Origin of the sequence: Pseudomonas putida, from assembly GCF_050989985.1 — a bacterium.
Lineage (GTDB): Bacteria > Pseudomonadota > Gammaproteobacteria > Pseudomonadales > Pseudomonadaceae > Aquipseudomonas > Aquipseudomonas putida_AI.
The window spans coordinates 1,487,695-1,510,819 of record NZ_CP158815.1; the positions used below are offsets into that span (position 1 = coordinate 1,487,695).

The 23,125-nt window shown below is 61.0% G+C and carries 25 protein-coding genes; all 25 read left to right on the top strand.

Going from position 1 to position 23,125, the window contains the following annotated elements; translation table 11 throughout:
• Positions 1-79 precede the first annotated feature (79 nt).
• A complete protein-coding gene (locus tag ABTV29_RS07140) occupies positions 80-1,540 on the top strand; it encodes a flagellin (protein WP_433769438.1) in 1,461 nt (486 codons plus the stop codon).
• 74 nt (positions 1,541-1,614) lie between these two features.
• Positions 1,615-1,965 (top strand): flagellar protein FlaG, encoded by a 351-nt coding sequence (locus ABTV29_RS07145; RefSeq protein WP_433769439.1) that lies wholly within the window; start codon positions 1,615-1,617, stop codon positions 1,963-1,965.
• A gap of 81 nt (positions 1,966-2,046) precedes the next feature.
• Positions 2,047-3,432: a flagellar filament capping protein FliD gene (gene fliD, locus ABTV29_RS07150; RefSeq protein ID WP_433771780.1), complete on the top strand. Its 1,386-nt coding sequence runs from the start codon at positions 2,047-2,049 to the stop codon at positions 3,430-3,432.
• 154 nt (positions 3,433-3,586) lie between these two features.
• Positions 3,587-3,976, top strand: a complete 390-nt coding sequence (fliS, locus tag ABTV29_RS07155) for a flagellar export chaperone FliS (RefSeq protein WP_433769440.1) — start codon at positions 3,587-3,589, stop codon at positions 3,974-3,976.
• A gap of 23 nt (positions 3,977-3,999) precedes the next feature.
• Entirely contained in the window at positions 4,000-4,296 is a 297-nt protein-coding gene (gene fliT / locus ABTV29_RS07160) for a flagellar protein FliT (protein ID WP_433769441.1), read from the top strand.
• Between the two features lie 171 nt (positions 4,297-4,467).
• The gene (locus ABTV29_RS07165; RefSeq protein ID WP_433769442.1) at positions 4,468-5,943 is read left to right on the top strand and encodes a sigma-54 dependent transcriptional regulator; all 1,476 of its coding nucleotides are present in this window, start codon (positions 4,468-4,470) and stop codon (positions 5,941-5,943) included.
• A gap of 110 nt (positions 5,944-6,053) precedes the next feature.
• On the top strand, positions 6,054-7,277 hold the full coding sequence (locus ABTV29_RS07170; RefSeq protein ID WP_433769443.1) for a sensor histidine kinase: 1,224 nt from the start codon (positions 6,054-6,056) through the stop codon (positions 7,275-7,277).
• 5 nt (positions 7,278-7,282) lie between these two features.
• Positions 7,283-8,680, top strand: a complete 1,398-nt coding sequence (gene fleR, locus ABTV29_RS07175) for a sigma-54-dependent response regulator transcription factor FleR (protein ID WP_433769444.1) — start codon at positions 7,283-7,285, stop codon at positions 8,678-8,680.
• A gap of 253 nt (positions 8,681-8,933) precedes the next feature.
• Entirely contained in the window at positions 8,934-9,263 is a 330-nt protein-coding gene (gene fliE, locus ABTV29_RS07180; RefSeq protein WP_175389139.1) for a flagellar hook-basal body complex protein FliE, read from the top strand.
• A gap of 15 nt (positions 9,264-9,278) precedes the next feature.
• Positions 9,279-11,066, top strand: a complete 1,788-nt coding sequence (fliF, locus tag ABTV29_RS07185) for a flagellar basal-body MS-ring/collar protein FliF (protein WP_433769445.1) — start codon at positions 9,279-9,281, stop codon at positions 11,064-11,066.
• Positions 11,059-12,078, top strand: a complete 1,020-nt coding sequence (gene fliG / locus ABTV29_RS07190) for a flagellar motor switch protein FliG (RefSeq protein WP_095195723.1) — start codon at positions 11,059-11,061, stop codon at positions 12,076-12,078. Before fliF ends, fliG begins: the two co-directional genes overlap by 8 nt.
• 4 nt (positions 12,079-12,082) lie before the next feature.
• Positions 12,083-12,871 carry a flagellar assembly protein FliH gene (fliH, locus tag ABTV29_RS07195; protein ID WP_433769446.1) on the top strand — a complete coding sequence of 263 codons (789 nt, stop codon included), beginning with the start codon at positions 12,083-12,085 and terminating at the stop codon, positions 12,869-12,871.
• Entirely contained in the window at positions 12,861-14,219 is a 1,359-nt protein-coding gene (gene fliI / locus ABTV29_RS07200; RefSeq protein WP_433769447.1) for a flagellar protein export ATPase FliI, read from the top strand. The genes fliH and fliI overlap by 11 nt, the downstream gene beginning before the upstream one ends.
• 6 nt (positions 14,220-14,225) lie before the next feature.
• Positions 14,226-14,675, top strand: a complete 450-nt coding sequence (gene fliJ, locus ABTV29_RS07205; RefSeq protein ID WP_433769448.1) for a flagellar export protein FliJ — start codon at positions 14,226-14,228, stop codon at positions 14,673-14,675.
• Positions 14,676-14,770: 95 nt separating this feature from the next.
• Positions 14,771-15,070: an STAS domain-containing protein gene (locus ABTV29_RS07210; protein WP_433769449.1), complete on the top strand. Its 300-nt coding sequence runs from the start codon at positions 14,771-14,773 to the stop codon at positions 15,068-15,070.
• Between the two features lie 65 nt (positions 15,071-15,135).
• Positions 15,136-16,782 (top strand): ATP-binding SpoIIE family protein phosphatase, encoded by a 1,647-nt coding sequence (locus tag ABTV29_RS07215; RefSeq protein WP_433771782.1) that lies wholly within the window; start codon positions 15,136-15,138, stop codon positions 16,780-16,782.
• A gap of 30 nt (positions 16,783-16,812) precedes the next feature.
• Positions 16,813-17,181, top strand: coding sequence for an Hpt domain-containing protein (locus ABTV29_RS07220; RefSeq protein ID WP_433769450.1), 369 nt, complete (start codon positions 16,813-16,815; stop codon positions 17,179-17,181).
• A gap of 83 nt (positions 17,182-17,264) precedes the next feature.
• The gene (locus tag ABTV29_RS07225; RefSeq protein WP_433769451.1) at positions 17,265-18,632 is read left to right on the top strand and encodes a flagellar hook-length control protein FliK; all 1,368 of its coding nucleotides are present in this window, start codon (positions 17,265-17,267) and stop codon (positions 18,630-18,632) included.
• Between the two features lie 213 nt (positions 18,633-18,845).
• Positions 18,846-19,346, top strand: coding sequence for a flagellar basal body-associated protein FliL (fliL, locus tag ABTV29_RS07230; RefSeq protein ID WP_433769452.1), 501 nt, complete (start codon positions 18,846-18,848; stop codon positions 19,344-19,346).
• A gap of 9 nt (positions 19,347-19,355) precedes the next feature.
• Positions 19,356-20,324, top strand: a complete 969-nt coding sequence (gene fliM, locus ABTV29_RS07235) for a flagellar motor switch protein FliM (protein WP_433769453.1) — start codon at positions 19,356-19,358, stop codon at positions 20,322-20,324.
• Positions 20,325-20,393: 69 nt separating this feature from the next.
• Positions 20,394-20,846, top strand: a complete 453-nt coding sequence (gene fliN / locus ABTV29_RS07240) for a flagellar motor switch protein FliN (RefSeq protein WP_433769454.1) — start codon at positions 20,394-20,396, stop codon at positions 20,844-20,846.
• Entirely contained in the window at positions 20,847-21,311 is a 465-nt protein-coding gene (gene fliO, locus ABTV29_RS07245) for a flagellar biosynthetic protein FliO (RefSeq protein ID WP_433769455.1), read from the top strand.
• On the top strand, positions 21,311-22,069 hold the full coding sequence (gene fliP / locus ABTV29_RS07250; protein ID WP_110964384.1) for a flagellar type III secretion system pore protein FliP: 759 nt from the start codon (positions 21,311-21,313) through the stop codon (positions 22,067-22,069). The genes fliO and fliP overlap by 1 nt, the downstream gene beginning before the upstream one ends.
• Positions 22,066-22,335, top strand: coding sequence for a flagellar biosynthesis protein FliQ (gene fliQ / locus ABTV29_RS07255; RefSeq protein ID WP_433769456.1), 270 nt, complete (start codon positions 22,066-22,068; stop codon positions 22,333-22,335). The genes fliP and fliQ overlap by 4 nt, the downstream gene beginning before the upstream one ends.
• A 3-nt stretch (positions 22,336-22,338) precedes the next feature.
• Positions 22,339-23,124, top strand: coding sequence for a flagellar biosynthetic protein FliR (gene fliR, locus ABTV29_RS07260; RefSeq protein WP_433769457.1), 786 nt, complete (start codon positions 22,339-22,341; stop codon positions 23,122-23,124).
• Position 23,125: the final 1 nt, after the last annotated feature.

A 23,125-nucleotide genomic window follows, 5' to 3' on the forward strand; every position in this document is an offset into this window, starting at 1 on the left:
TATTACGTAGGTTCTCTAGGCCAAACCCGACGGATGTCAGGGCCGGAAGCCGAAGTATCCATCCAACGAGGAATTCGTCATGGCTTTAACAGTAAACACCAACCTTGCTTCCTTGACCGTTCAGAACAACCTGAACAAAGCTTCCGGCAACCTGCAGACTTCGATGCAGCGCCTGTCCTCCGGCCTGCGTATCAACAGCGCTAAAGACGACGCTGCTGGCCTGCAAATTTCCAACCGTCTGACCAGCCAGATCAACGGCCTGGGCACTGCCATCAAAAACGCCGGTGACGGTATCTCCATCGCGCAAACTGCTGAAGGCGCGATGCAGGAATCCACCAACATTCTGCAAAAAATGCGTACTCTGGCCCTGTCGTCCGCCAACGGCTCGCCAAGCGATGACGACCGTAAGTCGAACAACGCTGAATACGCCGCTCTGACTGCCGAACTGACCCGTATCTCCACCACTACTACCTTCGGTGGTCGTAACCTGCTGGACGGTTCCTTCGGTACTACCCAGTTCCAGGTAGGCGCCAACTCCAACCAGACCATCAACATGACTCTGGGTGACGTATCGGCCAACAACATTGGCTCCCAGCAAGTGAAGAGCCAGGCGATCGTGCCTAACGCAACCGGCCTGGCTGGTGGCGCCCTGACTCTGGTAGGTGGTGGTCAGTCTGCTCCACTGACCATTGCCGCTGGTTCTTCGGCCAAGACTATCGCTTCGCAGATCAACACTGCAGCAGTTGGCGGCGTAACTGCCAGCGCCAGCACCGAAGCTAAATTCACCGTCGCCACCGCAGCGATCACCGGTTCGGCTACCGGTAGCGCCAACTTCAGCATCAACGTAGGCGGCGTAGCTGGCGTTGGTGGTACCACAGTGAACCTGGTGGGTGTGACCACCACCGGTGAACTGGCCGACCAACTGAAATCCAACGCTGCCAAACTGGGCATCAGCGTTAACTACGATGCCAAGGCCGGTACTCTGTCGGTTAAATCCGACACCGGCGAGAACATCGCGCTGAACACTGGTGACGCTGGTGCGATCGCTGGTATCACTATCGCGGCCAAAGACGGTGCCGGTGCCTTCGGCGCTGGTGTTGCTGCCGCTGCCGGTGTTATCCAGGTGACTGGTGCAGTTGCCCTGAACTCCGCCAACAGCTACTCGATGAGCGGTGCTGGTGTGACTGGTCTGTTCGGTGCCGGTACTGCTGTCAGCTCGGCCAAAACCACCGTTGCCAACACTGACGTGACCACTGCAGCCAACGCTCAGAACGCCATCGACGTGATCAGCCAGGCTATCTCGGCCATCGACTCCCAGCGTGCTGACCTCGGTGCGGTACAAAACCGTTTCGACAGCACCGTGGCTAACCTGCGCTCCATCTCGGACAACTCCACCGCTGCTCGTGGTGTGATCCAGGACGTTGACTTCGCGGCCGAAACTGCACAGCTGACCAAGCAACAAACCCTGCAACAGGCTTCCACTGCGATCCTGTCGCAAGCTAACCAGCTGCCATCGGCAGTACTGAAGCTGCTGGGTTAATTACAGCGCTCGGTAACTGACGGAAGGGCGCGTTTACGCGCCCTTTTGTCTTTTTCATGATCAGGAGATTAGGCATGGACATGAGCGTCAAGTTGAACCAGTCCTATCCTGCTGTTGCCCCACAAGGCGCAACGCCAGTTGTTACTGATAAAAAAGATCAGCCGAAAGCTGAAGCCGTTGCGGCATCGGGCTCCGAGCCCAAGCGCGACGAACTGCAAAAGGCTGTGACCGATATTCAGGAGTTCGTCCAGGCTGCCCAGCGCAATCTGGATTTTTCCATTGATGATTCCACTGGCCGGGTCGTGGTCAAGGTCATCGCCACCGAGACCGGTGACGTGATCCGTCAGATCCCGTCGGAAGCTGCACTGAAACTGGCCCAGAGTCTGTCGGACGCAAGCAGCTTGCTGTTTGACGACAAAGTCTGAGCTGGCATGAATTTTGTTGCTGACTGCGCTTGAGGCGCGATTCGTCAAGAAAGCAGCAGCCACTGCACAAGGAGATAGATGATGGCGGGTACAACGGTTAGCGGTATCGGTTCGAACATCGATACCCAGGCGATCGTGAAGTCTTTGGTGGACTCCGAAAGAGCGCCCAAGCAGACGCAGATCAACAACCAGACGCTGAAAGCGACTACCTCGCTGTCGTCTATCGGCAAAATCCAGGCGGCGCTGGATGCCTTCCGTGGCGCACTGGACAACATGAAGACCGCGTCCACGTTCAGCGGCTTGAGCGGTACGTCCTCGGATGAAAAAGTCGCGACAGTGACCACCGGCAACGGCGCGGCAGCGGGTAACTTCTCGCTGTTGGTCACGCAGTTGGCAACCGCGTCGAAGATTTCCACCAAGGTTTATACCGACGGTGCATCGTCGGTGGTCAACGCCGGTTCGACACCCACTACCCTGAGTATCAAGCAGGGCAGCAACACCTTCGATGTCAGCATTCCTGCTGGCGCGACCTTGCAGCAGGTTCGCGACTCGATCAACTCCCAGTATGCGAACCAGGGCCTGAGCGCCAACATTCTGACCGACGCCAACGGTTCTCGCATGGTGCTGACGTCCAGCACCACCGGTGTCGGTTCGGACCTTACCCTGACGGGTAATTCCGGTCTGGAAACCGGTACTTCGGTCCTGGCGACGCCACAGAACGCCAAGTACACACTCGACGGCGTGGCGATGGACTCCAAGAGCAATACCATTGCCGATGCAGTCAGCGGGATCACCCTCAAGCTGACAGGCGTTTCTCCGGTTCCGTCCGGCGGCGGTGCAGCGACCCCGGCAACGATTACCGTGTCTGCCAACAGTGCGACGCTGAAGTCTTCGGTCAAGGGGTTTATCGATACCTACAACGCCCTGATGAAGGCTGCCAACGCCGAGACCCAGGTCACGACCAATGCCGATGGCTCGATCACATCGGGTGCGCTCACAGGTGACGCTTCGCTGCGTTCCTTGATTTCGTCGGTGCGCACCGAACTGAACGCGATGGCTGGCACCGGCCAGATGAAGTCTCTCGCACAGTTTGGCGTCGAGACTGACCAGAAAACCGGTTTGTTGTCGATCGACGATAAGGTTTTCGATAGCGCGGCGCTCACCAATGCCGCCGATATCAACGGTATCTTTGCCGGCGATAACGGTTTGCTGGCGCGCATGAAGACGGCTACCGACAGCTATGCGCAGAAAACCACCGGGGTTTTTGCAGCGCGTTCAGCGAGTCTGAGTGACAGCCTGAACGACCTGAAGAAACAGCAGGATGCCCTCGATGCGCGGATGGCCTCCCTGCAAACCAGCCTGACTGCCAAGTACACGGCGATGGACTCCCTGGTTGCCAAGCTGCGGGCCCAGAGCGACAGCATCATGACCACGCTCAACGCGCTGAATAATCCGAAGTCGGATTGATCGGCACAAGGCATGAAAAAACCCAGGCCGTCTGTCGTGACAGTCCTGGGTTTTTTCATTGCTGGCGGGTCGTGGTTAAAGTTTTGTGTCGGCCCGTCGACATAAAGGTCAGAGCATTCTTATTTCCAGCAGTTGTCTGTCACGAGGTAGAAACATGAACCCCATGAGAGCCCTTCGCCAATACCAGAAGGTCAATTCCCATGCCCAGGTCTCTGAAGCCAGCCCACACCGCCTGGTGCAGATGCTGATGGAAGGCGGGCTGGATCGCATGGCCCAGGCCAAGGGCGCGCTGGAACGCGGTGATATCGCACTCAAGGGGTTGATGATGGGCAAGGCGGTCGACATCATCGTCGGCCTGCGTGACGGCTTGAACCCGGAAAAAACTGACGATCCCGCTTCTTTGCAGCAGCTCGACAATCTGTACGCCTACATGATGACTCGCCTGATGGAAGCCAACCGCGACAACAATGTGGCAATCATCGACGAAGTATCTGGCCTGCTGGAAACCCTCAAAAGCGGCTGGGATGCCATTGCCAATCAATAGGCTTCGAGCCTGAGGATGACGTCATGAGTCAAGCACTGCGGCGGATTGAAGAAACCCGCGAAGCCCTGATCGATGCACTGGCAGCGCGCAACTGGGATGCGATCGGTGAGCTGGATACGACCTGTCGCGAATGCGTCGACGAGGTGCTCAGTGAGGCACCGATCGACGAGGAGGCGGTGCGCAGCAATCTTGAGGAGTTGTTGGCGGTGTACAAGGACCTGCTGACAGCGACCATGGGCGAGCGCCAGGCTATCGTCGACGAGATGTCGCAGATCAACCAAGCACAAAAGGCGTCAAAGGTTTACCATCTGTTTGGTTAATTGACGCCAGTTAATCCAAACGTAGTGCGCCATAAATTTGACTGTGCACGGTTTTTTGACTTAACTAGTGGCTGTTCCAGATTTCAGTCGTCTTCAGGCATAGTTCGCCTGCAAGCGTTTAGCTTGCCCCAGCATTTTGGGCATTGAGTTGACTAGGGAAGTTGCTATTGCATGTGGCGTGAAACCAAAATTCTGCTGATAGATGACGATAGCGTCCGCCGCCGCGACCTGGCGGTGATTTTAAATTTTCTCGGCGAAGAAAATTTGCCCTGCGGTAGCCATGATTGGCAGCAGGCTGTCGGCTCTTTGTCATCCAGTCGTGAAGTAATCTGTGTCCTGATCGGGACGGTCAATGCTCCTGGCGCACTGTTGGGCTTGTTAAAGACACTCTCGACATGGGATGAGTTCCTTCCTGTTTTGCTGATGGGCGATAATTCTTCCATCGACCTGCCGGAAGACCAGCGTCGTCGCGTGCTTTCGACCCTCGAAATGCCGCCCAGCTACAGCAAATTGCTCGACTCCCTGCACCGTGCCCAGGTCTACCGCGAGATGTACGACCAGGCCCGCGAGCGCGGTCGTCATCGCGAACCCAATCTTTTCCGCAGCCTCGTCGGCACCAGCCGGGCGATCCAGCACGTGCGCCAGATGATGCAGCAGGTCGCCGATACCGACGCCAGCGTGTTGATCCTTGGCGAGTCCGGGACCGGCAAGGAAGTGGTTGCACGTAACCTGCACTATCACTCCAAGCGCCGCGAAGCACCGTTCGTTCCAGTGAACTGCGGGGCTATTCCGGCTGAACTGCTGGAAAGCGAATTGTTCGGTCACGAGAAGGGCGCCTTCACCGGGGCGATCACCAGCCGTGCCGGGCGTTTCGAACTGGCCAACGGCGGCACCCTGTTCCTCGACGAAATCGGCGATATGCCGCTGCCCATGCAGGTCAAGTTGCTGCGCGTCCTGCAGGAACGCACCTTCGAGCGCGTGGGCAGCAACAAGACCCAGAGCGTCGACGTGCGCATCATTGCGGCGACCCACAAGAATCTCGAAAGCATGATCGAGATCGGCACTTTCCGCGAAGACCTCTACTACCGCCTGAACGTGTTCCCGATCGAGATGGCGCCGCTGCGCGAGCGTGTCGAGGACATCCCGCTGCTGATGAACGAGTTGATCTCGCGCATGGAGCACGAGAAGCGCGGTTCGATCCGCTTCAACTCGGCGGCGATCATGTCCCTGTGCCGTCACGGCTGGCCGGGCAATGTCCGCGAACTGGCCAACCTGGTGGAACGCATGGCGATCATGCATCCGTACGGGGTGATTGGCGTGGTCGAGCTGCCGAAGAAATTCCGCTACGTCGATGATGAAGACGAGCAGATGGTCGACAGCCTGCGCAGCGATCTCGAAGAGCGGGTCGCCATCAATGGCCATAACCAGGACTACAGCGCCAGCGCGCTGTTGCCGCCGGAAGGGCTGGACCTGAAGGACTACCTCGGTGGTCTGGAGCAGGGCCTGATCCAGCAGGCGCTGGACGATGCCAACGGTATCGTGGCGCGCGCGGCCGAACGCCTGCGCATACGCCGAACCACGCTGGTGGAGAAGATGCGCAAGTACGGCATGAGCCGTCGTGATGGAGATGAACAGGCGGATGATTGACGCCTGTTTTTCAAGTCACTCATTTATAAGCGGTTTTTTTTAGGCACGGGTATTGCTACGCCCCTCGCAACGTTCCGTTTCACTGACGGTCAGCCACGCGAGAAAGTACGATGCCCCAAGCCGCCCAGATCTCTCCTGCTCCTGATGCCCTGGGGCACTCGTCGTCCGTAGAGCAGGCGAGCCGGCTTGGCCTCGAGCAGGCATTCGCCCTGTTCAACCAGATGTCCAGCCAACTGACCAGTTCCTACAGCATGCTCGAAGCGCGGGTCACCGAGCTTAAGGGCGAACTGGCCGTGGTCAGTGCTCAACGCATGCAGGAACTGGCGGAAAAAGAACGCCTGGCCAACCGCCTGCAGAATCTGCTCGACCTGTTGCCCGGTGGCGTCATCGTCATCGACGCCCAGGGCATCGTGCGCGAAGCCAACCCCGCGGCCTGTGAGCTGCTTGGCCTGCCTCTCGAAGGCGAGTTGTGGCGCCATGTGATTGCCCGTTGCTTTGCCCCCCGCGACGACGATGGCCATGAAGTGTCCCTCAAGGATGGCCGGCGCCTGTCGATTGCCACCCGTTCGCTGGATGCCGAGCCGGGCCAGCTCGTGCTCTTGAATGACCTGACTGAAACCCGTCACCTGCAGGATCAGCTGGCTCGCCATGAGCGCCTGTCGTCCCTCGGGCGCATGGTGGCCTCGCTGGCCCATCAGATTCGCACGCCGTTGTCCGCTGCCTTGCTCTACGCCAGTCATTTGACTGAGCAGGCATTGCCCGTCGAGACCCAGCAGCGTTTTGCCGGGCGCCTCAAGGAGCGTCTGCACGAGCTGGAGCATCAGGTGCGCGACATGCTGGTGTTCGCCCGTGGCGAACTGCCGTTGACCGACCGCATCACCCCCGGGCAGCTTCTGCAATCCTTGCAGGCGGCGGCCTTGCCCCATGTGCTGGACTTGTCCATCCGCTGGCAGTGCGACAGCCATGCCGGTGAGTTGCTGTGCAATCGCGACACGCTGGTCGGTGCCCTGCTCAATCTCGTCGAAAACGCCATTCAGGCCAGTGCCGGCGACGTGCGCCTGAAGGTGCATCTGTATACCCGCGACAACCAGTTGCGCGTGAGTGTCAGCGACAGCGGCAGCGGCATCGATAGCGCCGTGCTGGCGCGTCTGGGCGAGCCGTTTTTCACCACCAAGGCCACCGGGACCGGGCTCGGCCTGACGGTGGTCCAGGCGGTTGCCCGTGCTCATCAGGGCGAGTTGCGATTGCGCTCGCGACTCGGTCGCGGAACCTGCGCGCAGGTCATCCTGCCGCTTTTTTTTGATGAACTGCGTAGCGCTCAGGGAGCGGAGTGAACGTCATGGGCATCAAGGTTTTACTGGTCGAGGATGACCGCGCGTTACGCGAAGCACTGGCTGACACGCTGCTGCTCGCCGGCCACGATTACAAGGCTGTCGGTTCGGCGGAGGAGGCTCTGGCCACGGTCGAGGCCGAGGCGTTCAGCCTGGTGGTGAGCGACGTCAACATGCCGGGCATGGACGGTCATCAGCTGCTTGGCTTGCTGCGAGCGCGCCAGCCGCAATTGCCGGTGCTGCTGATGACGGCCCACGGTGCGGTGGAGCGGGCCGTGGATGCGATGCGTCAGGGCGCGGCGGATTATCTGGTCAAACCGTTCGAGCCCAAGGCCTTGCTCGATCTGGTCGCACGGCATGCGCTGGGTAGCCTCGGTGCCGCCGACAGCGAAGGGCCGGTGGCTGTCGAGCCCGCCAGTGCGCAACTGCTGGAGCTGGCCGCGCGGGTGGCCCGCAGTGATTCCACGGTGCTGATTTCCGGCGAGTCCGGGACCGGCAAGGAAGTGCTGGCGCGCTACATTCACCAGCACTCCCATCGCGCCAGCCAGCCGTTCATTGCGATCAACTGTGCAGCGATCCCGGACAACATGTTGGAAGCCACCCTGTTCGGTCATGAAAAAGGCTCGTTCACCGGCGCTATCGCAGCGCAGGCCGGCAAGTTCGAACAGGCCGACGGCGGCACTATCCTGCTCGACGAAATTTCCGAAATGCCCCTGGGCCTGCAAGCCAAATTGCTGCGTGTCCTGCAGGAGCGCGAGGTCGAACGGGTAGGGGCGCGCAAGCCGATCACCCTGGACATTCGCGTGGTCGCGACCACCAACCGCGACCTTGCCGCAGAAGTGGCGGCAGGGCGTTTCCGCGAAGACCTTTACTATCGCCTGTCGGTGTTTCCGCTGGCGTGGCGACCGCTGCGCGAACGGACCGCCGATATCCTGCCGCTGGCCGAGCGCCTGCTGGCCAAACACGTCAATAAAATGAAGCACGCCGCCGCGCGGTTGTCGCCGCAGGCGCAAGCCTGCCTGATCGGTTATCCGTGGCCGGGGAATGTGCGCGAGCTGGATAACGCGATTCAGCGCGCGTTGATCCTGCAGCAGGGCGGCTTGATTCAACCCCAGGATTTCTGCCTGGCCGGTCCGGTCGCCTGTGCGCCGTTGCCGTTGCCGGTGTCGGCACCGGCAGTTGCGCCTGTGCGGCCTGTGGAGGTCGAGGCCGAGTCGGCCGGGGCGCTGGGCGATGACCTGCGTCGCCGTGAATTCCAGATGATTATCGACACCCTGCGCTCCGAGCGCGGCCGGCGCAAGGAAGCCGCCGAGCGCTTGGGCATCAGCCCGCGCACCCTGCGCTACAAGCTGGCGCAGATGCGTGATGCAGGCATGGATGTGGAAGCCTATCTGTTTGCCACCTGACCCCGTAGGAGCGAGCTCTGCTCGCGATGGTCGTTAACGATGACACGGGATTTCAGTATGGGCGCGGTGTTCTTGAGTTCATCGCGAGCAAGGCTCGCTCCTACAGGGATCGAGATAGTGCAAACGTTTGTAAGGCTTTTCTGAAAAGGTGTCTGTGAGCTGGCACCCTTGTTGCTAATACCCTCGTACCCGCCGAGTGAGCGTCAAAAAATTGCGGGCCGACAATGACGTAGCGCGTCAACAGAGAGAAATCATGAGCCAAGGTATTGAATTCAACAGATTGATGCTGGACATGCGCGCCATGCAAATGGATGCCATGTCTGCGCCGAAATCGACTGCCGCCGTCCCTGAACTGAATGGCAGCAGCTTTTCCGACATGCTCGGTCAGGCCGTCAATAAAGTGAACGATACCCAGCAGGCCTCCAGTCAGTTGGCCAATGCCTTCGAGATCGGCAAGAGCGGCGTCGACCTGACGGACGTGATGATCTCCTCGCAGAAGGCCAGCGTGTCTTTCCAGGCATTGACCCAAGTGCGTAACAAGCTGGTTCAGGCCTACCAAGACATCATGCAGATGCCGGTTTAAGGACGAGATTGAGTCATGGCAGAAGCAGTCGCCGATAACGTTCCGGCCAAGACCACGCCGGCAGAGGGCAAGCCGCCGCTGTTCGGGTTGTCTTTCCTGGAAAACCTTTCCGAAATGACCATGCTGCGTCAGGTAGGCCTGTTGGTCGGCCTGGCCGCGAGCGTGGCGATTGGTTTTGCCGTGGTGCTGTGGTCCCAGCAGCCGGACTATCGTCCGCTGTACGGCAGCCTTGCCGGCATGGACGCGAAACAGGTCATGGACACCCTGGCTTCCGCCGATATTCCCTACAACGTCGAACCCAATTCCGGTGCCTTGCTGGTCAAGGCCGAAGACCTGTCCCGTGCACGCCTGAAACTGGCGGCCGCTGGTGTCACTCCCAGCGACGGCAACATCGGTTTCGAGATCCTCGACAAGGAGCAGGGCCTGGGTACCAGCCAGTTCATGGAAGCGACCCGTTATCGTCGTGGTCTGGAAGGTGAACTGGCGCGCACCATCTCCAGCCTGAACAACGTCAAGGGTGCCCGCGTGCACCTGGCGATTCCGAAGAGTTCGGTGTTCGTACGCGACGAGCGCAAGCCGAGTGCTTCGGTTCTGGTCGAGCTGTATTCCGGTCGCTCCCTGGAGCCGGGTCAGGTCGTGGCCATCATCAATCTGGTGGCGACCAGCGTTCCTGAACTGAGCAAGTCGCAGATCACCGTGGTCGACCAGAAGGGCAACCTGCTCTCCGACCAGGCGGAAAACTCCGAACTGACCATGGCCGGCAAGCAATTCGATTACAGCCGCCGCATGGAAAGCATGCTCACCCAGCGTGTGCACAACATCCTGCAACCGGTGCTGGGCAACGACCGCTACAAGGCTGAAGTCTCGGCCGACGTGGATTTCAGCGCCGTCGAGTCGACTTCCGAGCAGTTCAACCCGGACCAGCCGGCACTGCGCAGCGAACAGTCGGTCAACGAACAACGTACCGCCAGCAATGGCCCGCAAGGTGTGCCGGGTGCCCTGAGCAACCAGCCACCGTCGCCGGCTTCCGCGCCGCAAACCACCGGTGGCGCCGCCGCACCGGCAGGCATGGTGCAGCCAGGCCAGCCACTGGTTGATGCCAACGGCCAACAAATCATGGACCCGGCCACCGGTCAGCCGATGCTGGCACCGTACCCGGCGGACAAGCGTCAACAATCCACCAAGAACTTCGAACTCGACCGTTCCATCAGCCACACCAAGCAGCAGCAGGGCCGCTTGAATCGCCTGTCGGTGTCGGTGGTGGTAGACGATCAGGTCAAGGTCAACCCGGCCAACGGCGAAACCACCCGTGCGCCATGGAGCGCCGATGAATTGGCGCGCTTTACCCGCCTGGTGCAGGACGCGGTCGGTTTCGATGCCAGCCGTGGCGACAGTGTCAGCGTGATCAACATGCCGTTCTCTGCCGATCGCGGCGAAGTGATCGCCGACATTCCGTTCTATTCCCAGCCGTGGTTCTGGGACATCGTCAAGCAAGTGCTGGGTGTCCTGTTCATTCTGGTGCTGGTGTTCGGTGTGCTGCGCCCGGTGCTCAACAACATCACCGGTGGCGGCAAAGACAAGCAGCTGGCCGGCATTGGCAGCGATGTCGAGCTGGGTGGCATGGGCGGCCTGGACGGCGAGCTGGCCAACGATCGCGTCAGCCTCGGCGGCCCGACCAGCATCCTGTTGCCGAGCCCGAGCGAGGGCTATGATGCCCAACTGAACGCAATCAAGAGTCTGGTGGCAGAAGACCCGGGTCGTGTGGCCCAGGTCGTGAAAGAGTGGATTAACGCAGATGAGTGATAACCGAGCCGTTGCCGCCAAGCTGACCAAGGTCGACAAAGCCGCGATCCTGCTGCTGTCCCTTGGTTCTACAGACGCCGCCCAGGTGCTGCGCCACATGGGGCCCAAAGAGGTCCAGCGTGTGGGTGTGGCCATGGCCCAGATGGGGAACGTTCACCGCGAGCAGGTCGAGCAGGTGATGAGTGAGTTCGTCGACATCGTCGGCGATCAGACCAGCCTGGGCGTCGGCTCCGACGACTACGTGCGCAAGATGCTCACCCAGGCACTGGGCGAGGACAAGGCCAACGGCCTGATCGATCGCATCCTGCTGGGTGGCAACACCAGCGGCCTGGACAGCCTGAAATGGATGGAACCACGCGCCGTCGCCGACGTGATCCGCTACGAGCACCCGCAGATCCAGGCGATCGTGGTGGCGTATCTCGACCCGGACCAGGCCGGTGAAGTGCTGGGCAACTTCGACCACAAGGTGCGCCTGGACATCATCCTGCGGGTTTCCTCGCTCAACACCGTGCAGCCGGCGGCCCTGAAGGAACTCAACCAGATTCTCGAGAAGCAGTTCTCCGGCAACTCGAATGCCTCGCGCACCACCCTGGGCGGTATCAAGCGCGCGGCCGACATCATGAACTTTCTCGACAGCTCGATCGAAGGCCAGCTCATGGACTCGATCCGCGAAGTCGACGAAGACCTGTCCGGTCAGATCGAAGACCTCATGTTCGTGTTCAACAACCTGGCCGATGTCGACGACCGCGGTATCCAGGCACTGTTGCGCGAAGTGTCCTCCGACGTGCTGGTACTGGCCCTCAAGGGGTCGGACGAGAACGTCAAGGAGAAAATTTTCAAGAACATGTCCAAGCGTGCGGCCGAGCTGCTGCGCGACGACCTCGAAGCCAAGGGCCCGGTCCGCGTCAGCGACGTGGAGACCGCGCAGAAGGAAATCCTCACCATCGCCCGTCGTATGGCCGAAGCCGGAGAAATCGTACTCGGTGGCAAAGGCGGCGAGGAAATGATCTAACACCATGGCCAAGCATGACGATTTACCCACTGACCTGATCCGGGCCAGGGATGTCAGTGGTTTCGATACCTGGGCGCTGCCCAGCTTCGACCCGCCTGAACCCGAGCCGGAACCGGAGCCGGAACCCGAGCCGCCGGAAATCGAGGAAGTACCGCTGGAGGAAGTCCAGCCGCTGACCCTCGAAGAACTCGAAAGCATTCGCCAGGAGGCCTACAACGAAGGCTTCGCGGTCGGCGAGCGGGAAGGTTTCCACAGCACCACGCTCAAGGTCCGTCAGGAAGCGGAAGCCGCGCTGGCGCCCAAGCTTGCGGGGCTGGAGCAACTGATGACGCACCTGTTCGAGCCCATCGCCGAACAGGACACCCTGATTGAAAAGTCTTTGGTCGACCTGGTGCAGCACATCGCACGCCAGGTGATCCAGCGCGAACTGGCTATCGATTCGACCCAGATCGAACACGTCATGCGCGAAGCCCTCAAGCTCCTGCCGCTGGGCGTGGACAACGTGCGCCTGTACATCAATCCTCAGGATTTCGCCCAGGTCAAAGCCCTGCGCGAACGCCATGAGGAAACCTGGCGCATCGTCGAGGACGAATCGCTGCTGCCCGGCGGTTGCCGGGTCGAGACCGAGCACAGCCGTATCGATGCCACCGTGGAAACCCGGGTCGTGCGGGTGATGGACAAGCTGTTCGATCAACTCCACGAGCAGGCCTTGCACCCGGCCGCCCCCGACGTGACCCTGGACTTGCCGATCGACACCAAGCCTGCGGCTGCGGACATTCCCGATGCGCCTTGAACGCACCAGTTTTGCCAAGCGCCTGGGCAGCTATGCCGAGGTCACGCAACTGGAAGGCGCGCCGATCCTCGAAGGTCGCCTGCTGCGCATGGTCGGCCTGACCCTCGAAGCCGAAGGCTTGCGTGCCGCCATGGGCAGCCGCTGCATGGTCATCAACGACGACAGTTATCACCCGGTGCAGGTCGAAGCCGAAGTCATGGGCTTCTCCGGCAGCAAAGTGTTCCTGATGCCGGTCGGCAGCGTTGCCGGTATCGCCCCCGGCGCTCGCGTGGTGCCGCTGATGGAAAGCGGGCGCTTGCCGATGGGCATGAGCATGCTCGGACGGGTGCTCGATGGCGCCGGTCGCGCGCTCGATGGCAAGGGCGGCATGAAGGCCGAGGACTGGGTGCCGATGGACGGCCCGACCATCAACCCGCTCAAGCGTGAACCGATCAGCGAGCCGCTGGATGTGGGGATCCGCAGCATCAACGGTATGTTGACGGTCGGTCGCGGCCAGCGGCTCGGGCTGTTTGCCGGTACCGGCGTGGGTAAATCCGTGTTGCTGGGCATGATGACCCGCTTCACCGAGGCCGACATTATCGTCGTCGGGCTGATCGGTGAGCGGGGTCGTGAAGTTAAAGAGTTCATCGAGCACATCCTCGGTGAAGAAGGCCTCAAGCGTTCCGTGGTAGTGGCGTCGCCAGCGGACGATGCGCCGCTGATGCGCCTGCGTGCAGCCATGTACTGCACGCGCATCGCCGAGTATTTCCGCGACAAGGGCAAGAACGTCCTGTTGCTCATGGATTCCCTGACCCGTTTCGCCCAGGCCCAGCGGGAAATCGCCCTGGCCATCGGCGAGCCGCCGGCAACCAAGGGGTATCCGCCTTCGGTATTCGCCAAGTTGCCGAAACTGGTGGAGCGGGCCGGTAACGCCGAAAAGGGCGGTGGTTCGATCACCGCGTTCTACACCGTGCTGTCCGAAGGCGATGACCAGCAGGACCCGATTGCCGACTCCGCGCGAGGCGTGCTCGACGGGCACATCGTGCTGTCGCGGCGGCTGGCCGAGGAAGGTCACTACCCGGCCATCGATATCGAGGCGTCCATCAGCCGGGTCATGCCGGCGGTAGTATCGCCGGAGCACATGACCCGTGCGCAGTACTTCAAGCAGCTGTGGTCGCGCTATCAACAGAGTCGGGATCTGATCAGCGTCGGTGCCTATGTGGCCGGCGGCGATCGCGAAACCGACCTGGCGATTTCCCTGCAACCGCAACTGGTCAAATACCTGCGCCAGGGGCTCAACGACAGCATCAGCCTGGGCGAAAGCGAAGCGTACCTCGCGTCGATCTTCGCACCCGCGGCGGGCGGCTAACCGGCCATGGCCCAGACTCGCGCAGGGCGCCTGGCCCCCGTGGTGGAAATGGCCGAGAAGGCCGAGAAAACTGCGGTGCAGCGCCTGGGGCATTTCCAGGGGCAAGTGCGACTGGCCGAGAGCAAGCTGGCCGACCTCGAAGCCTTTCGCCTCGATTATCAAGAGCAGTGGATCGTGCGCGGCAGCGGTGGCGTATCGGGTCAGTGGCTGCTGGGTTACCAGGGCTTTCTGGCGCAGTTGGGCACGGCCATCGATCAGCAGCGCCAGAGCCTGGCCTGGCATCAGAACAACCTGAACAAGGCGCGGGAAACCTGGCAACAGGCGTTCGCCCGGGTCGAAGGTTTGCGCAAACTCGTGCAACGTTACGCGGATGAGGCCCGGGCGGTGGAGGACAAGCGCGAGCAGAAGCTGCTGGATGAGTTGTCCCAGCGCTTGCCGCGACAGGGTCAGTATTGATGAGTAATTCGATCCTGATGACCTGCCTTGCCGCAACCTTTACCAAATGCTACACCTTGTACAAGAAGGTTCACCAATGACAAGGAAGCCATGAAATGTCAGTCATTACCGAAGTTTCCCCCGATGGGCAAAAACTGACGATCTCGGTCAAGGGACGATTCGATTTCGCCAAACATCAGGAATTTCGCGAATCCTACGAGAGCAGGGATCTTTCCGAAGTCGTGATTGACCTGAGAGAGGCGACCTACCTCGACAGCTCCGCGTTGGGCATGTTGCTGCTGTTGCGTGACCACGCCGGCGGCGACGATTCCGATATTCGTGTCGTCAACAGCAGCTCCGACGTGAGAAAAATTCTCGCGATCTCCAATTTCGACAAGCTGTTCGACATCAGTTGAACGCCGTACAGGCTGCACTCGAACCACTGCGGATATTGATCGCCGAAGACAGCGCGGCCGATCGCATGCTGTTGTCGAGCATTGTCCGGCGCCAGGGGCATCAAGTGCTGACGGCGGCCAACGGTGCCGAAGCGGTCGAAGCGTTTCGTCAGCAGCGTCCGCAACTGGTGCTGATGGACGCGATGATGCCGGTGATGGATGGCTTCGAAGCGGCCCGGCAGATCAAGGAACTGGCCGGGGAAACCCTGGTGCCGATCATCTTCCTGACCTCCTTGTCCGAAAGCGAAGCCCTGGCCCGCTGCCTGGAGGTCGGGGGTGACGATTTTCTGGCGAAGCCCTACAACCAGGTGATCCTTGCCGCCAAGATCAAGGCGATGGATCGCTTGCGGCGGCTACAGGCAACCGTGCTACAGCAGCGTGACCAGATCGCACGACATCACGACTATCTGCTCAATGAGCAGCGGGTGGCCAAGGCGGTGTTCGACAAAGTGGCCCATTCCGGCTGCCTGAATGCCCCCAACATTCGCTACCTGCAATCACCCTACGCGCTGTTCAACGGCGATTTGTTGCTGGCCGCCTTCACACCCGCTGGCGACATGCACGTGCTGCTCGGCGATTTCACCGGCCACGGCTTGCCGGCGGCGGTCGGTGCGATGCCACTGGCCGAAGTGTTTTATGGCATGACCGCCAAGGGCTATGGCCTGGCGGAAACCCTGCGCGAGATGAATGCCAAGCTCAAGCGCATCCTGCCGGTGGACATGTTCTGTTGTGCGACGTTGTTGAACCTGAGTTTCCAGCGTCAGTCGGTGGAGGTCTGGAACGGCGGGATGCCCGATGGTTACCTGCACAGCATCGCCAACGGCGAACGCACGGCGTTGAAGGCCCGGCATTTGCCACTGGGCGTGTTGAGCCCGCAGACCTTCGATGACCGCACCGAAGTCTTTCCGATGGCGCGCGGGGACCGGGTGTTCCTGTTGTCCGACGGGGTGATCGATACCTGCGACGCCAACGAACAGCTGTTTGGCGTAGAGCGCTTGCAGCAGGTATTTGCCGCCAATCGCCAGCCAGATGCGTTGTTCGAGGACATCGAGCAGGCGCTCCGGGATTTTCGCGGCGAAGCCCGGGACGATGTCAGCATGGTCGAAATCAGCCTGCTGGACCCGACCCTGCTCAGTCCTCCGGCGCCGATCTATTCCGACAGCGGCCAGTCCTGCCCGCTGGACTGGTCGGTGAGTTTCGAATTTCGCGCATCGACGCTCAAGCGCTTCAATCCGCTGCCATACCTGTTGCAAATGCTGCTTGAGGTACACGGCCTGCGGGCGCAGAGCGGGGCGCTCTACAGCGTTCTTGCCGAGCTGTATTCCAATGCGCTGGAGCATGGCGTCCTGGGTCTGGATTCCAGCCTCAAGCGCGATGTCGCCGGGTTCGCCCGTTATTACCAGGAACGCAATGCGCGCCTGGAAGCGCTGCAGGACGGTTACGTGCGGGTGCATTTGCAGGTCTCGCCGCAAGGCGAGGGTGGTTGCCTGGTGATTCGCGTCGAGGACAGTGGCAAGGGTTTTGATGTCGAGCGTGTGATGCAGCGTCCGGTCGATCCAGTCCGTTTGTCGGGGCGCGGCGTCAGTCTGATCCGTCAGTTGGGGCGTAATGCCAGTTGGTCCGACGATGGTCGAAGTGCCCGCGTGGAGTTTTTCTGGGAGGCTCTGGCATAATCCGCGCATTCTTGATCAAGGAGTGAGCAAGTGGCTGACATACATCTTGACCCGGACGTGCTAAGCGCGTTGCGGGACGTCATGGAGGATGAGTTCTCGACATTGATCGATACCTTCCTCGCGGATTCCGAACAGCGGTTGCGGCAATTGGCTGTGGCTGTCGACGCCACGCAATTGCTGGAAGCCGCGCACAGCTTCAAGGGCAGCAGCAGCAACATGGGGGCGATTCGCCTCGCAGCGCTGTGTCATGACCTGGAGCACAGGGCAAAAGAGCGCAACCTTTCGGATATTGAGCCGCTGATCGCCGAGATCGGCCGCGAGTTCGCCTTTATCCGCCCCCTCTACGAGCAGGAACAACAGCGTTCGCTCTCTGCCATTGCGACCGTTCGGCCCTATTGATCGCGACCGGATAAAACTGGCGCGACCTTTGCAGAGAAGTCTCCCAACTGTACCTACGATCCCAGTGCAGCGGAGACCGTTAAATGCCCGTTACCCCCAATATTCTTCTTCAGGCTGCTGCGCAGACCAAGACTCAAGCCGGCAATGCCAACAGCAGTGCCAATTCCACGGCGCAGGCCGCAGAGCCCGGGGACAAGGCTGCAAGCTTCGCTCAGGTGTACGCCAAGCAGGCGCAGAACAAGCCCGCTTCAGCGGCTGACGGTTCGGCCAAACCGGTGCGTGACAAGGTTGCGGACAACGCCGGCAAGAAGGATGTTGTCGACGACAAGCCTGCCGCCGAAGAACCGGCGGTTGCCGATAGCGGCAAGTCCTTGCCCGCCGATAAGCCGGCGCAGACTGACGAGCAGGCCGCCAATGAAGAGGCGACGGACACCGCACAGCCACCTGTAGCCGATACCACGCCGATTGACCCGACGCTCGACCCTGCGTTGCTGCAGGCCGTGCAACCGACGGTCACTGTGCCCGCACCGGTCGCGCCGCCGGTGGTCGAGCCGCAGCCGGCACCGATTCAAGCCGCAGCTGTCACGGCAGTTCCCGTGCAGACAGTTACCGCCACCGACCCCGATTTCGACCCCGAAGCCGACCCGCTCGACGCACTGCCGGCAGTGCGCATGGCGATGGAGCAGAGTGGTCATGTGTCGGCGTCCAGCCAGGCGCAGCCCAAGGCCGCACCGACGCCTGCCCAGGCTCAGGCCGACGGCGAGCAGACCTCGGCGCAGAACTTTGCCGCCGGCATGGCCACCATGCTCGATGTGCAAACCAGCAAGGACAGCACCAGCCAGGGCGGCGACAAGGCCTTCAGCGGTCTGATCGACGACGGTCTCAAGGACCTGAAGTCCGCCAGCAGCGATACCCGTGTCGATGATTTCGCCAACCGCCTGTCGGCGCTGACGCAAGCGGCCACGCCGAAAACCGCCAATGCGCTGCCGGTCAATCAACCGATCGCCATGCATCAGAGCGGCTGGACCGAAGAGGTGGTGAACCGAGTCATGTACCTGTCCAGCGCCAATCTCAAGGCGGCGGACATCCAGTTGCAGCCGGCGGAGCTGGGGCGCCTGGATATTCGGGTGAACATGGTGCCGGACCAGCAGACCCAGGTGACCTTCATGAGCGCTCATCCCGGCGTTCGCGAAGCCCTGGACGGGCAAATGCATCGCTTGCGCGACATGTTCGCGCAGCAGGGCATGGGTCAGGTCGATGTCAATGTGTCCGACCAGTCCCGGGGTTCTCAGCAAGGGCAGGAGCAGGCGCAGCAGAGCCAAAATGGTCGAACCAATGCCAGTGGTGGTCGACTCGACTCGATGGATAACGAACTAAGCCCGGCCATTGCCGAAGTCGCCGCTCCGGTGACCAGCGTGATTGGCTCTAGCGCGGTCGATTATTACGCCTGATTTCGCGCTCCCACACAGCAATCCTGTGGGAGCGAGCCTGCTCGCGATAGCGGTCAATCAGTCACCTCTTCAGTGACTGACCGATCGCCTCGCGAGCAGGCTCGCTCCCACAGTAGTTTTGCGGCGCTAATTCCCTCCCGATCGTTCTGGCATAACACTTGCTCTTCCCTATCCGTGCGACTGTGAAACCCCGAATAGTGACGGATTATTGGCATGGCGAAGAGCGACGCAGCAGTAAAAGACCCCGCAACCAAAGGCAAACTCAAGCTGATAATCGTGATCGTAGTGGCCCTGCTGCTGGCGATCGGTTTGTCCGTGGGGGCGACCTGGTACTTCATGCACAGTGCTCAGAGCAAGCCGGCCCCGGCGGCCGAAGTGGCTCCGGTGGGCAAGCAGCCGGCGATTTTCGAGTCGATGGCGCCGGCGTTTGTCGCCAACTACAACCAGAACGGTCGTCAGCGCTACATGCAGGTGAGCATCACCATGCTCGGACGCAATCAGGCCGACCTGGATGCGCTCAAGGTTCATATGCCGGTGATCCGCAATAACCTGGTGATGCTGTTCTCCGGACAGGATTTCGCCACGCTCGCCTCGCCCGTAGGCCAGGAAATGCTGCGCCAGAAAGCCACGGCCAGCGTCCAGGAAGTGGCGCAGAAAGAACTCGGCAAAGTGGTTGTCGAACAGTTGCTCTTCACTAATTTCGTATTGCAGTAGGTACACGACATGGCCGTGCAGGACCTCCTGTCCCAGGACGAGATCGACGCGCTGTTGCATGGCGTGGACGATGGCCTGGTCCAGACCGATAACGTTGCCGAACCCGGCAGTGTCAAAAGCTACGACCTGACCAGCCAGGATCGCATCGTCCGCGGACGCATGCCGACCCTGGAGATGATCAACGAGCGTTTCGCCCGCTACACGCGCATCAGCATGTTCAACATGCTGCGTCGTTCGGCGGACGTGGCGGTCGGCGGTGTGCAGGTGATGAAGTTCGGCGAATACGTGCACTCGCTGTACGTGCCGACCAGCCTCAACCTGGTCAAGATCAAGCCGTTGCGCGGTACCGCGCTGTTCATTCTCGACGCCAAGCTGGTGTTCAAGCTGGTGGACAACTTCTTCGGCGGCGACGGCCGTCACGCGAAGATCGAAGGTCGTGAATTCACCCCGACCGAACTGCGTGTGGTGCGCATGGTGCTGGAGCAGGCCTTCATCGACTTGAAGGAAGCCTGGCAGGCGATCATGGAAGTCAACTTCGAGTACATCAACTCGGAAGTGAACCCGGCCATGGCCAACATCGTCGGCCCGAGCGAAGCCATTGTGGTGTCGACCTTCCACATCGAACTCGATGGCGGTGGCGGCGACCTGCACGTGACCATGCCGTACTCGATGATCGAGCCGGTGCGCGAAATGCTCGACGCCGGCTTCCAGTCCGATCTCGACGACCAGGACGAGCGCTGGGTCAACGCCCTGCGCCAGGACGTCATGGATGTCGATGTGCCGATTGGTGCAACGGTCGCCCGTCGCCAGTTGAAGCTGCGCGACATCCTGCACATGCAGCCGGGGGACATCATCCCGGTGGAAATGCCCGAAGACATGATCATGCGCGCCAACGGCGTGCCGGCCTTCAAGGTCAAGATGGGTTCGCACAAGGGCAACCTCGCGCTGCAAGTGATCGAGCCGATCGAGCGCCGTTGACCGGCGCATTACACATTCGTTTTTAACTGACGGCTTCCCCTTCAAAGGTGGCCTGCCGAGGACAAATTGATGACTGACGATATGAACAACGACCAGGCGCTGGCTGACGAGTGGGCTGCGGCCCTGGAAGAGTCCGGTGATGGCGGCCAGGCCGACATCGACGCACTGCTGGCGGCCGATGCGGGTATTTCCAGCTCGAACCGCGTACCCATGGAAGAGTTCGGCAGCGCGCCGAAAAGCAACGAGCCGGTGAGCATGGACGGTCCGAACCTGGACGTGATCCTCGATATTCCGGTGTCGATCTCCATGGAAGTGGGCAGCACCGACATCAACATCCGCAACCTGCTGCAGCTCAACCAGGGCTCGGTAATCGAGCTGGATCGCCTGGCCGGTGAGCCGCTGGACGTGCTGGTCAACGGCACGCTCATCGCCCATGGCGAAGTGGTGGTGGTCAACGAAAAGTTCGGCATTCGCCTGACTGACGTGATCAGCCCAAGCGAACGCATCAAGAAGCTGCGCTGAGTGAAAAAGCTTCTGGGTGTCTTGTCGGCGCTGGTATTGCCGTTGAGCGTATTGGCTGCGGAACCTGCTGCAACGACGGCAGCGACCACTGCCGTGACAGCTGCGCCTGTCGCCAGTAGTGGTGTTGCCGGGCAGCTGACACAGCTGGTGCTGGGCTTGTTGCTGGTGGTGGGGTTGATCTTCTTCCTCGCCTGGCTGTTGCGCCGGGTCCAGCAGGCAGGGCCGGCGGGCAAGGGGCAGGTGATCGAACTGATCGGCTCCCGTGCGCTTGGCCCGCGCGACCGCCTGGTGCTGGTGCAGGTGGGCAACGAGCAGATTCTGCTCGGCCTGAGCCCCGGCACCATCACCGCGCTGCATGTGCTCAAGGAGCCGGTGCAGGTCCCGGGCACCACCGAGAAAGCGACCCCCGAGTTTGCCCAGCGCCTGATGGAGCTGTTGGGCAAGGATCAGAAGGATAAGAAGTGATGGGTGCGTTACGCATCGTCTTGACGCTGGCCCTGATGCTGGCCGCGCCGCTGGCGTTCGCCGCCGATCCGTTGTCGATTCCGGCAATCACCCTGGGCACCAATGCACAGGGCGCGCAGGAATATTCGGTCAGCCTGCAAATCCTGCTGATCATGACCGCGCTGAGTTTCATCCCGGCGTTCGTCATGCTGATGACCAGCTTTACCCGGATCATCATCGTCTTCTCGATCCTGCGCCAGGCGCTGGGCCTGCAGCAGACGCCGTCGAACCAGATCCTCACGGGCATGGCGCTGTTCCTGACCTTGTTCATCATGGCCCCGGTGTTCGACCGGGTGAACCAGGATGCCTTGCAGCCGTATCTGGCGGAAAAGATGTCCGCCCAGGATGCGGTGGCCAAGGCCCAGGTGCCGATCAAGGACTTCATGCTCGCCCAGACCCGCACCAGCGATCTGGAGCTGTTCATGCGCCTGTCCAAGCGCACTGACATTGCGACCCCGGATCAGGCGCCGCTGACCATTCTGGTCCCGGCGTTCGTGACCTCCGAGCTCAAGACCGCGTTCCAGATCGGTTTCATGATCTTCATTCCGTTCCTGATCATCGACCTGGTAGTGGCTAGTATCTTGATGGCCATGGGTATGATGATGCTCTCGCCGCTGATCATTTCCCTGCCGTTCAAAATCATGCTGTTTGTGCTGGTGGATGGCTGGGCGCTGATCATCGGCACCCTGGCCAGCAGTTTCGGGGGTGTTTCGCCATGACGCCGGAAGTCGCCGTCGATATCTTTCGCGATGCCTTGTGGCTGACCACCCTGATGGTCGCGGTGCTGGTGATCCCGAGCCTGCTGGTCGGCCTGATCGTGGCGATGTTCCAGGCCGCCACCCAGATCAACGAACAGACCCTGAGCTTCCTGCCGCGCCTGCTGGTGATGCTGGTGACCCTGATCGTGGCCGGCCCGTGGCTGGTGCAGACCTTCATGGAATACATCCTGCAGCTTTACGGCAGCATTCCGCAGGTCATCGGCTAAGCCATGCCGTCGTTGCTGCAACTGACGGATACCCAGATCAGTACCTGGGTGGCGGCCTTCATGCTGCCGCTATTTCGCATCGGCGCCTTGCTGATGGTCATGCCGGTGTTCGGCACCTCGCTGGTGCCCAAGCGCATTCGTCTCTACTTCGCCCTGGCCATCACTGTGGTCCTGGCGCCCAGCCTGCCGCCCATGCCGCCGGTCAATGCCCTGGCGCTGAGCGGGTGGATGCTGATTGGCGAGCAGATTCTGATCGGCGCGATCCTCGGTTTCTCCCTGCAACTGTTCTTTCAGGCATTCGTGGTGGCGGGGCAGATCCTCGCGATCCAGATGGGCATGGGCTTTGCCTCGATGGTCGACCCGACCAACGGGGTGTCGGTCGCCGTAATCGGGCAGTTCTTCACCATGCTTGTGACCCTGATGTTCCTCGCGATGAATGGCCATCTGGTGGTGTTCGAAGTGCTCGCCGAGAGCTTCACCACGCTGCCGGTGGGCAGCGGCCTGATGACCAACCATTACTGGGAGCTGGCCGGCAAGCTCGGCTGGGTGCTGGGCGCGGCGCTGGTGCTGGTGCTGCCGGCGATCACCGCGCTGCTGGTGGTCAACATCGCGTTTGGCGTGATGACCCGGGCGGCGCCGCAATTGAACATTTTCTCCATCGGCTTCCCGCTGACCCTGGTGCTCGGCATGTTCATCATGTGGGTCGGGCTGGCGGACATTCTCAATCAGTATCAACCGCTGGCCACCGAGGCCCTGCAGTTTTTACGCGAACTGGCGAGGGCGAGCTGAG